At 43.9% G+C, this 6,979-nt stretch carries 6 protein-coding genes; 1 reads left to right on the top strand and 5 read right to left on the bottom strand.

The features are described from left to right. Positions 1–369 precede the first annotated feature (369 nt). Positions 370–528, top strand: coding sequence for a hypothetical protein (locus ACJAT7_RS16750; protein WP_415227947.1), 159 nt, complete (start codon positions 370–372; stop codon positions 526–528). Between the two features lie 171 nt (positions 529–699). Here the strand turns inward: ACJAT7_RS16750 and ACJAT7_RS16755 are convergent, their stop codons facing one another. The 5 genes from ACJAT7_RS16755 to ACJAT7_RS16775 form a co-directional block, all read right to left on the bottom strand. Continuing rightward, positions 700–2,208, bottom strand: a complete 1,509-nt coding sequence (locus tag ACJAT7_RS16755) for a diguanylate cyclase (protein WP_415227948.1) — start codon at positions 2,206–2,208, stop codon at positions 700–702. A 356-nt stretch (positions 2,209–2,564) separates the two neighbouring features. Beyond that, the gene (locus ACJAT7_RS16760; RefSeq protein WP_415227949.1) at positions 2,565–3,764 is read right to left on the bottom strand and encodes an ABC transporter permease; all 1,200 of its coding nucleotides are present in this window, start codon (positions 3,762–3,764) and stop codon (positions 2,565–2,567) included. Positions 3,765–3,767: 3 nt separating this feature from the next. Then, positions 3,768–4,982 (bottom strand): ABC transporter permease, encoded by a 1,215-nt coding sequence (locus ACJAT7_RS16765; RefSeq protein ID WP_415227950.1) that lies wholly within the window; start codon positions 4,980–4,982, stop codon positions 3,768–3,770. Further along, positions 4,966–5,673 carry an ABC transporter ATP-binding protein gene (locus ACJAT7_RS16770; RefSeq protein ID WP_415227951.1) on the bottom strand — a complete coding sequence of 236 codons (708 nt, stop codon included), beginning with the start codon at positions 5,671–5,673 and terminating at the stop codon, positions 4,966–4,968. Before ACJAT7_RS16770 ends, ACJAT7_RS16765 begins: the two co-directional genes overlap by 17 nt. After that, positions 5,666–6,817: an efflux RND transporter periplasmic adaptor subunit gene (locus ACJAT7_RS16775; RefSeq protein ID WP_415227952.1), complete on the bottom strand. Its 1,152-nt coding sequence runs from the start codon at positions 6,815–6,817 to the stop codon at positions 5,666–5,668. The genes ACJAT7_RS16770 and ACJAT7_RS16775 overlap by 8 nt, the downstream gene beginning before the upstream one ends. Between the last annotated feature and the right edge of the window lie 162 nt (positions 6,818–6,979).

Consider the following 6,979-nt stretch of genomic DNA (forward strand, 5'->3'; position numbering starts at 1 on the left):
GTGAATTGTTCAAGCTTGAGTCCAACTAATATTTACAAAATCACCCGCTAATTCCATATTTCACTCTCTAAACCAAGCAGGCTTGCTGTTTTCGCACGCTATGAATTTGTCTAACTTCCAATCCGCCATATTTATTAGCTAAGCCAATGATTCTGGGTTTAGGCGGTTCACTAACCTGCCGAGCTAAGGCATTTTGTATCGATCTATCTCGCCGCGATGGCTCTCCTCAAGTATCTAAAAAGCATCTTTTCGACAGGTTATTGACTGCCCATGGGTCAGCCAGTTATAGATTATTGGTACAGTCTATGCACGATTTATAACAACCGACAAAATACTGACGTTCAAATTTAGAAGCCACAGGAGGTTCCCATGTTGAAATTTGAAACCCTTAAAGAACTGGCAATACAATCAAACTTCATTATCATCAAAAGTGGTACCACTATCCAAGTCGGAAACTTGAAGACAAAGAAAATAACCTGCTGTAACTGCATTGAACAGGTGATCATTCTTATCAAAGGACAACACTGAAGTTGCATAGTTAATTTAATCTGGCTTTTAAAGCATCAGTAAAAAAATACTAAGGTTATTTACATTCACGCAGTAAATATATATACCCAAACCACCTGCAAATGCAGGTTCAGTTAGCTTGGGTATAATAAGCATTAAACTAAAAAAAAGGCTACAAACAATAAATCAGCACTAGTACTGAACTTGATTACGGCCTAATTTTTTAGATCGGTATAAAGCATCATCTGATTTTTTAAGGAGGTGTTCTATAGTCTCTTCACCTTCAACAGAAGCGACGCCTAAACTAATAGTTAACTTAAAAATGTTTTTTTGATAAGAAAAATGTTGCATCTCTACTTCAGCTCTTATTCGCTCTGCTAAATGAATACTTTCTTCCTGATTAATACCTAAACAGATAATGACAAACTCTTCCCCCCCTGTGCGTGAAGCAGTGTCAGATAAGCGAACATTACGCTTTAAGATATCAGCCACTGTAATTAACGCCTTATCACCAGCAGCATGACCAAAGTGATCATTAATTTTTTTAAACCAATCGATATCAATGTGAATAATGGATAATTCTAAGTGATTTCTTTTCGCCAAGGATAAGTTACGAGTCATCATTTCTGTAAAAGAGCGATGGTTTGCTAATCCCGTCAAGTTATCAGTTCGGGCATCATGCTCTGCTTGTACTCTGGCCTTGTTAAGTTGTTTAGTACGTTCTCTTACCAATAATTTAAGGCGATAATTATGGAAAAGTAAAAATGAGAAAGATAAAAAAACGGCAAAAACAATGAGTTCTATAATATTTTGCCTAAGCAACTTAAAGAAGCTATTTTCTATGTAATTAGAAAAAAGAAAACGTTCCGTGTCAATTTCTTCACCTACTCTAATATCTCCTGTGCTTTGAAGAATTTGACCAATTTCTTGCCAGCGCTCCTCATTCATATAACCAATAGGTACAATATCGGAGTAAATTAATTTAATAAGTGCATTGGCTTCATAAAAAAGCTGTTTAGATGTTTTATTTTGAGAGTTATATTTTTCATGGATCAACATTACCATCTCTTCCACATGCCCAATAGCATATGCCCACCCCTTCAGGGTTGCCGCTCTAAATAATTCTACCTGCTCAATATCTGTTTTTACTTTTTTCTCCGTCGTTAACAAAATATCACCATAAAAATCAATCCCATAATTTCTTGGGGAAAAAGTATAATAGGGAATTTTTTTTGCATCTAGTTGATATATCTCATTTGTTGTATAGGCGTTATAGGCGTCATATTGGCCATCTATAAACCCCTTTATTGATTGATTACTAGGTACAATTTCAAGTTCAGTAAAAGACACGCCTTGTTTTTGTAACATGGATGTTATTTCAGCATTCATAATCCCTTTGCTAAGCATCACTTTTTTATTTTTCAATTCCTTTATATATGGATATCGACTAATAAGAATTGAGGGCGAATGTTGAAAAGTTGCCGCGAGTGCAACTAAGGGGACTTCATTGACTCTATAAACTAATGCGCCAACGCCACCGATAGCATAATCGACAGTACCTGAAATAAGTTTATCAATAGGGGTGGGCCCGAATTCTCGCTCTAATAAATTTACTTTTAAACCACTTTTCTGATAAAAACCTTGCTCTATGGCAGCATAATAACCGGCAAATTGAAATTGATGCCGCCATTTTAACTGCACATTAACTTCTGTTAATGGGGCGACTTGGTCACTTGCATTTGTTTCCAAAACAACAAATGAAATTAGAATGAAAAAGAGATGGGTATATTTCAAAAAGAGTCCTTTAATGAATCGTTAACTTGCCCATATAAACCAATATATATGGTCACGACGCACAAGATTACGGAAACAGGCCAGCACGTTTTTTTAAGTACAACTCAAGCAAAATCATTGTCAAGTATAGTTAATAAGGTGATGTGATCAACTATTTACCTAACCAGAGTTAATCGTGCATACACACTTACCATTTATCTGTTTATTTCTGCTTACTTAAAACCAACTTATTTGCTGGGTTTTTGCTACTTGATGCGGAATAGCTATTCCGCACGCAAAGCCTCGACAGGGTCGAGTCGGGCGGCACGGCGGGCAGGGAGAACACCGGCAAGCAGGCCAATACTGATGGCAATCACTTCGGCCAGAATGACAAAGTTCCATGAGGTATGCACGGGCAAATCTGGCAAACTAAGATGCAGAAGTTGCGCTATGCCGATGCCCAGCCCCAATCCTGCGAGCCCTCCAATGGCAGAAAGGATAACGGCCTCGCCTAAAAACAAGCTAAGCACCTGAGAGCGTTTACCACCTAATGCGCGAATTAAACCGATTTCACTGGTGCGTTCATTGACGGCAATGGTCATGATTGTAACGATACCTATAGCTCCCACTAACAATGAAATACCGCCAATCGCCCCAACCGCAAAGGTCAGTACATTTAATACCGATCCCAGTACCTCAAGCATTTGCTGCTGCGTGGTAATAGTGACATCATCCTTACCGTGCCTGGCTGCAAGGATTTTTTTTATCCCCGCCACCACTGTTTCCACCGAACTATTATCATCATAAAGCAGATCAACTTCATGCACAGTGTCACGGTCAAATAAACTTAAGGCGCGGGCCGCTGGAATGTAAATGGTATCATCCATATCAAAGCCCAATACATTACCTTTTGACTCCATCACACCAATAATACGAAAACGATGCCCACCCACTGTAATGCGCTGCCCTAACGGATTTTTATCGCTAAACAGTTCCTGTTTAAGTTTACTGCCCAATACGGCAAAAGCACGCGGCGCGGTGGGATCATCATCCGGCAGAAAGCGGCCTGACTTTATGGCCATTTGAAAAGCTTCCGGCATCTGCGAACCCGCCCCATAAACTGTAGTTCGGCGACTGCGATTGCCCGCCTCGACTTCCGCATTCCCCTGCACTAACGCCACGACAGCCAGAGCATAAGGTAGCCGTTTAAGTGCCTGCGCATCCTCTATTGTTAAGGGTCGTTCACTGCCAAACACCCCCATACTAATACCACCTGTAGTGGCCTTGCCTGGATTTATGCCCACTAAATTAGTGCCAAATTGGGTGAATTCGGCGAGCACAAACCGATGTACCCCTTCGCCGATAGAGGTTAACAAGACAACCGCCGCAACCCCCACAGCAATACCCAAGACAGACAAAAAACTTCGCAAACGATGCGCAATCAGAGATGAGCTGGTTAAATGAAGTAGGTCACGTAACAACATAGGTTATTTACCTGTTAACGCTAAAACGGGATCAAGACGCGCAGCTTGCCGCGCCGGCAGTAAACTGAACATAAATCCGGCCAAGAGACTGACTGCAATTGCAGTTGTCACAGCCCAGAGTGGTGCATAGGCAGGTAGGTCAGGAAAGGCCTGTCTGATAGCAAAACAGCCCAGTTCACCCAGTACTAGACCAATAAGTGCACCCAATGCTGATAACATAATCGCCTCACATAAGATCATACGGATTATCTGCTGCTGAGGCGCGCCCAATGCTTTAAGTAAACCAATTTCTGCGGTGCGTTGGGAGACGGCGACCAGCATTACATTCATGATTAAAATACCGGCGACCGCGAGGCTGATTGCCGCAATGCCGCCGATAGCATAAGTCAATGCACCTAATATACGATCAAATGTTGCCAGTACCGCATCTTGGGTTACCACAGTCACATCCCGTTTACCCTGATGGCGTTCTTTTAGTATTTCAATGGTGGATTTTTTGACCGATTCAATCGCAGATCGGGTTTTAACTTCCACGAGAATACGAAACAGTGAAGGGGTATTAAACAATTGCTGCGCGGATGCCACCGGAATCATAATGGTATCCTGAACATCCACACCAATAGAACGACCTTCCGAAGCCATAATACCTACCACTCGAAAACGCCTGTCTCCCAGACGAATCCATTGACCGACTGCCGTTTGCCCAGCGAATAACTCATCACGTATTTTACGGCCGAGAACACACACGGGCGTCGCTCTGTCCAGGTCTGCGGCGGGTAAGAATTGCCCCTGCGCCAGTTGCCAATGGCGAATATTTAAAAGCTCAGCACTACTGCCAATGATCGCCACTTCCCGTGAACGCCCCTGAAAACTGGCATTAATGGAACCTATATTGATAGGTGCTATACGCCTGATATTGCTGTTTCGGGTTAATACCTGTGCATCATCAAGCGTCAGATCCCGAGGAGTAGCGCCCACCATCGCCATGGGATTAAGCCCCGATGTTTCCGAATAGCCGGGAAATACAATTACAAGATTGGTTCCCAATGAACTAAATTCATTGCTCACATAGCGCCTGGCCCCTTCCCCCAAAGCCGTTAGCATAATCACGGAAGCCACACCGATAGACATCGCCAGTAACATTAAGAGTGTCCGGGTTGGGTAGCCAATTAAAGCAGACCAGGAGAAACGTATAATGTCACTAATCGATGTTTTCATTAGCTGCGCCTGTTTTAGATGACCTTTGATCTGATTCGATTCGGCCATCAACCATTTTTATTTGCCGCGTTGCCCGTTGCCCTATATTGACATCATGGGTCACGATAATGACAGTGATCCCCTGCAGGTTTAGTTGTTCAAGAATATCAATAACGTCCTGACCCGATTTCTGGTCGAGATTACCCGTCGGTTCATCTGCCAGTAATATTTTCGGTTGCATAATGGTTGCGCGGGCGATCGCAACACGCTGTCGCTGCCCGCCTGAAAGTTGATCGGGCGTATGATGAGCACGATCGGTTAGGCCCATCTCACTGACCGCTTTACTAACAAGTGACAGACGCAGCTCAGGTACTGTGCCCGCAAGTAGTAAAGGCAGCGCTATATTTTCTGCCGCAGTCAAGCGCGGAATCAGATGAAAAGCCTGAAAAACAAAGCCGATGGTTTTACTTCTGGTTGCAGCCTGCCGATCATCAGGCAAGACGGTGACATCCTGCTGGTTTAATAAATAAGTGCCTGACGTCGCACTATCAAGCAAGCCGAGTAAATTCAGCAGAGTTGATTTTCCTGAACCGGAAGGCCCCATAATGGAAATATATTCACCCGCGTCAATCGACAGGTTAATATCATCGAGCGCATGTACCGTCTGCTCGCCGACAAGAAAGTCACGACCAATATTGATTAATTCAATCATGCGCATTCTCAATAACGGCGCGGGCCCCCTCTTCAACGCCTTTTCGTTCAATTGAAATCACCAGCTTTTCTCCCGCGTCAAGGCCGTCAGTCACTTCAGTATAACTCCAGTTGCTTATCCCTATTTTAATCTTCCGCTGCACCAGCAGGCCATCATCGTTCAAAATAAGCACTTTATTACCTTCAAACAATGCCGCAGTGGGAATGCGTAATACATTATCACGGCTATCCAGAATCACTTGTGCATCAGCACTGTAACCGGGCAGCATATTGTCGGTATGGTCGACATTGTTAAATTCAACTTCTATTTCAACCGTGCGCGACTGTTTTTCAAGATCCAGCACATAGGCCGCAACGCGTCGCACTGTTCCGTCAAACGTTTTCCCGGCAAACGCATCCAGTGAAATTCGTGCCGCCATTTTTGGCCTAATCAGTGGCGCATCAACTTCATCAATAGGAGCGGAGACATAAAGACAGGTGTAATCGATCAGATCAATAGCTGGCAAGGTAGCAACGCCAATTGGAGAGGGGGTAAGAAATTCTCCCAGTTCACCATTAACTTCAGCAATGCGTCCAGGAAAAGGGGCCGTTAATCGGGTCCGGGCCAGTGCTGTTTGCGCCACATCAATTCTTGACCGACTGGCCTTGATTGATGCATTAGCGGCAGCGCAAGCGGCCAATTTTGCCTGTGCTTCACTCTCCGCCTTATCGACACTCTCTTCTGAAACCATCTCTTTTTTGCGCAAGGTGCGCAGGCGGTGCGCTTCACGTTTGGCCACGTCAGCAAGAATACAAGCTTCATGCGCCAGTGCGATGCTCCTCTGGCTTTCATATTCTGCCAGTGTGACTTGTGCCTGCAGATCATCATTCCATATTTCCAGCAGCAGTTGTCCCGCCTTGACCCGATCCCCTTCTTTAACCGGCAGGTTTTCAATCTGACCGCCGATAGAGGGAGAAAGACGCGCACGTTGACAAGCCTTGAGCGTACCTGCACGGGTATTGGTAACAGTTGCAAGCACCTCGCCTGTACTTACTTCCTGCACCACGACCGAAATCGGCTGCGGGCGTTTGATATAAATAAAAAGCACAGCAATGGCGACAATAATTAGCAAAGCGATAAATAGTTTGCGATCTCTTTTTAGCATGAAAAGATCCCCGTTAATTTTTACATATACCCAAACTATTTCAAGATGCAGATTCAGAGCTTCACCCGGATGCTAGAACAAGGCATAACATGCTGACCTTTCGAGCGATTAACTGCGTTAATCCTCTATCGGTAGATGTTAAATGCAAGCATTTAACATCTT

This window comes from Psychromonas sp. (assembly GCF_047632995.1).
Classification (GTDB): domain Bacteria; phylum Pseudomonadota; class Gammaproteobacteria; order Enterobacterales; family Psychromonadaceae; genus Psychromonas.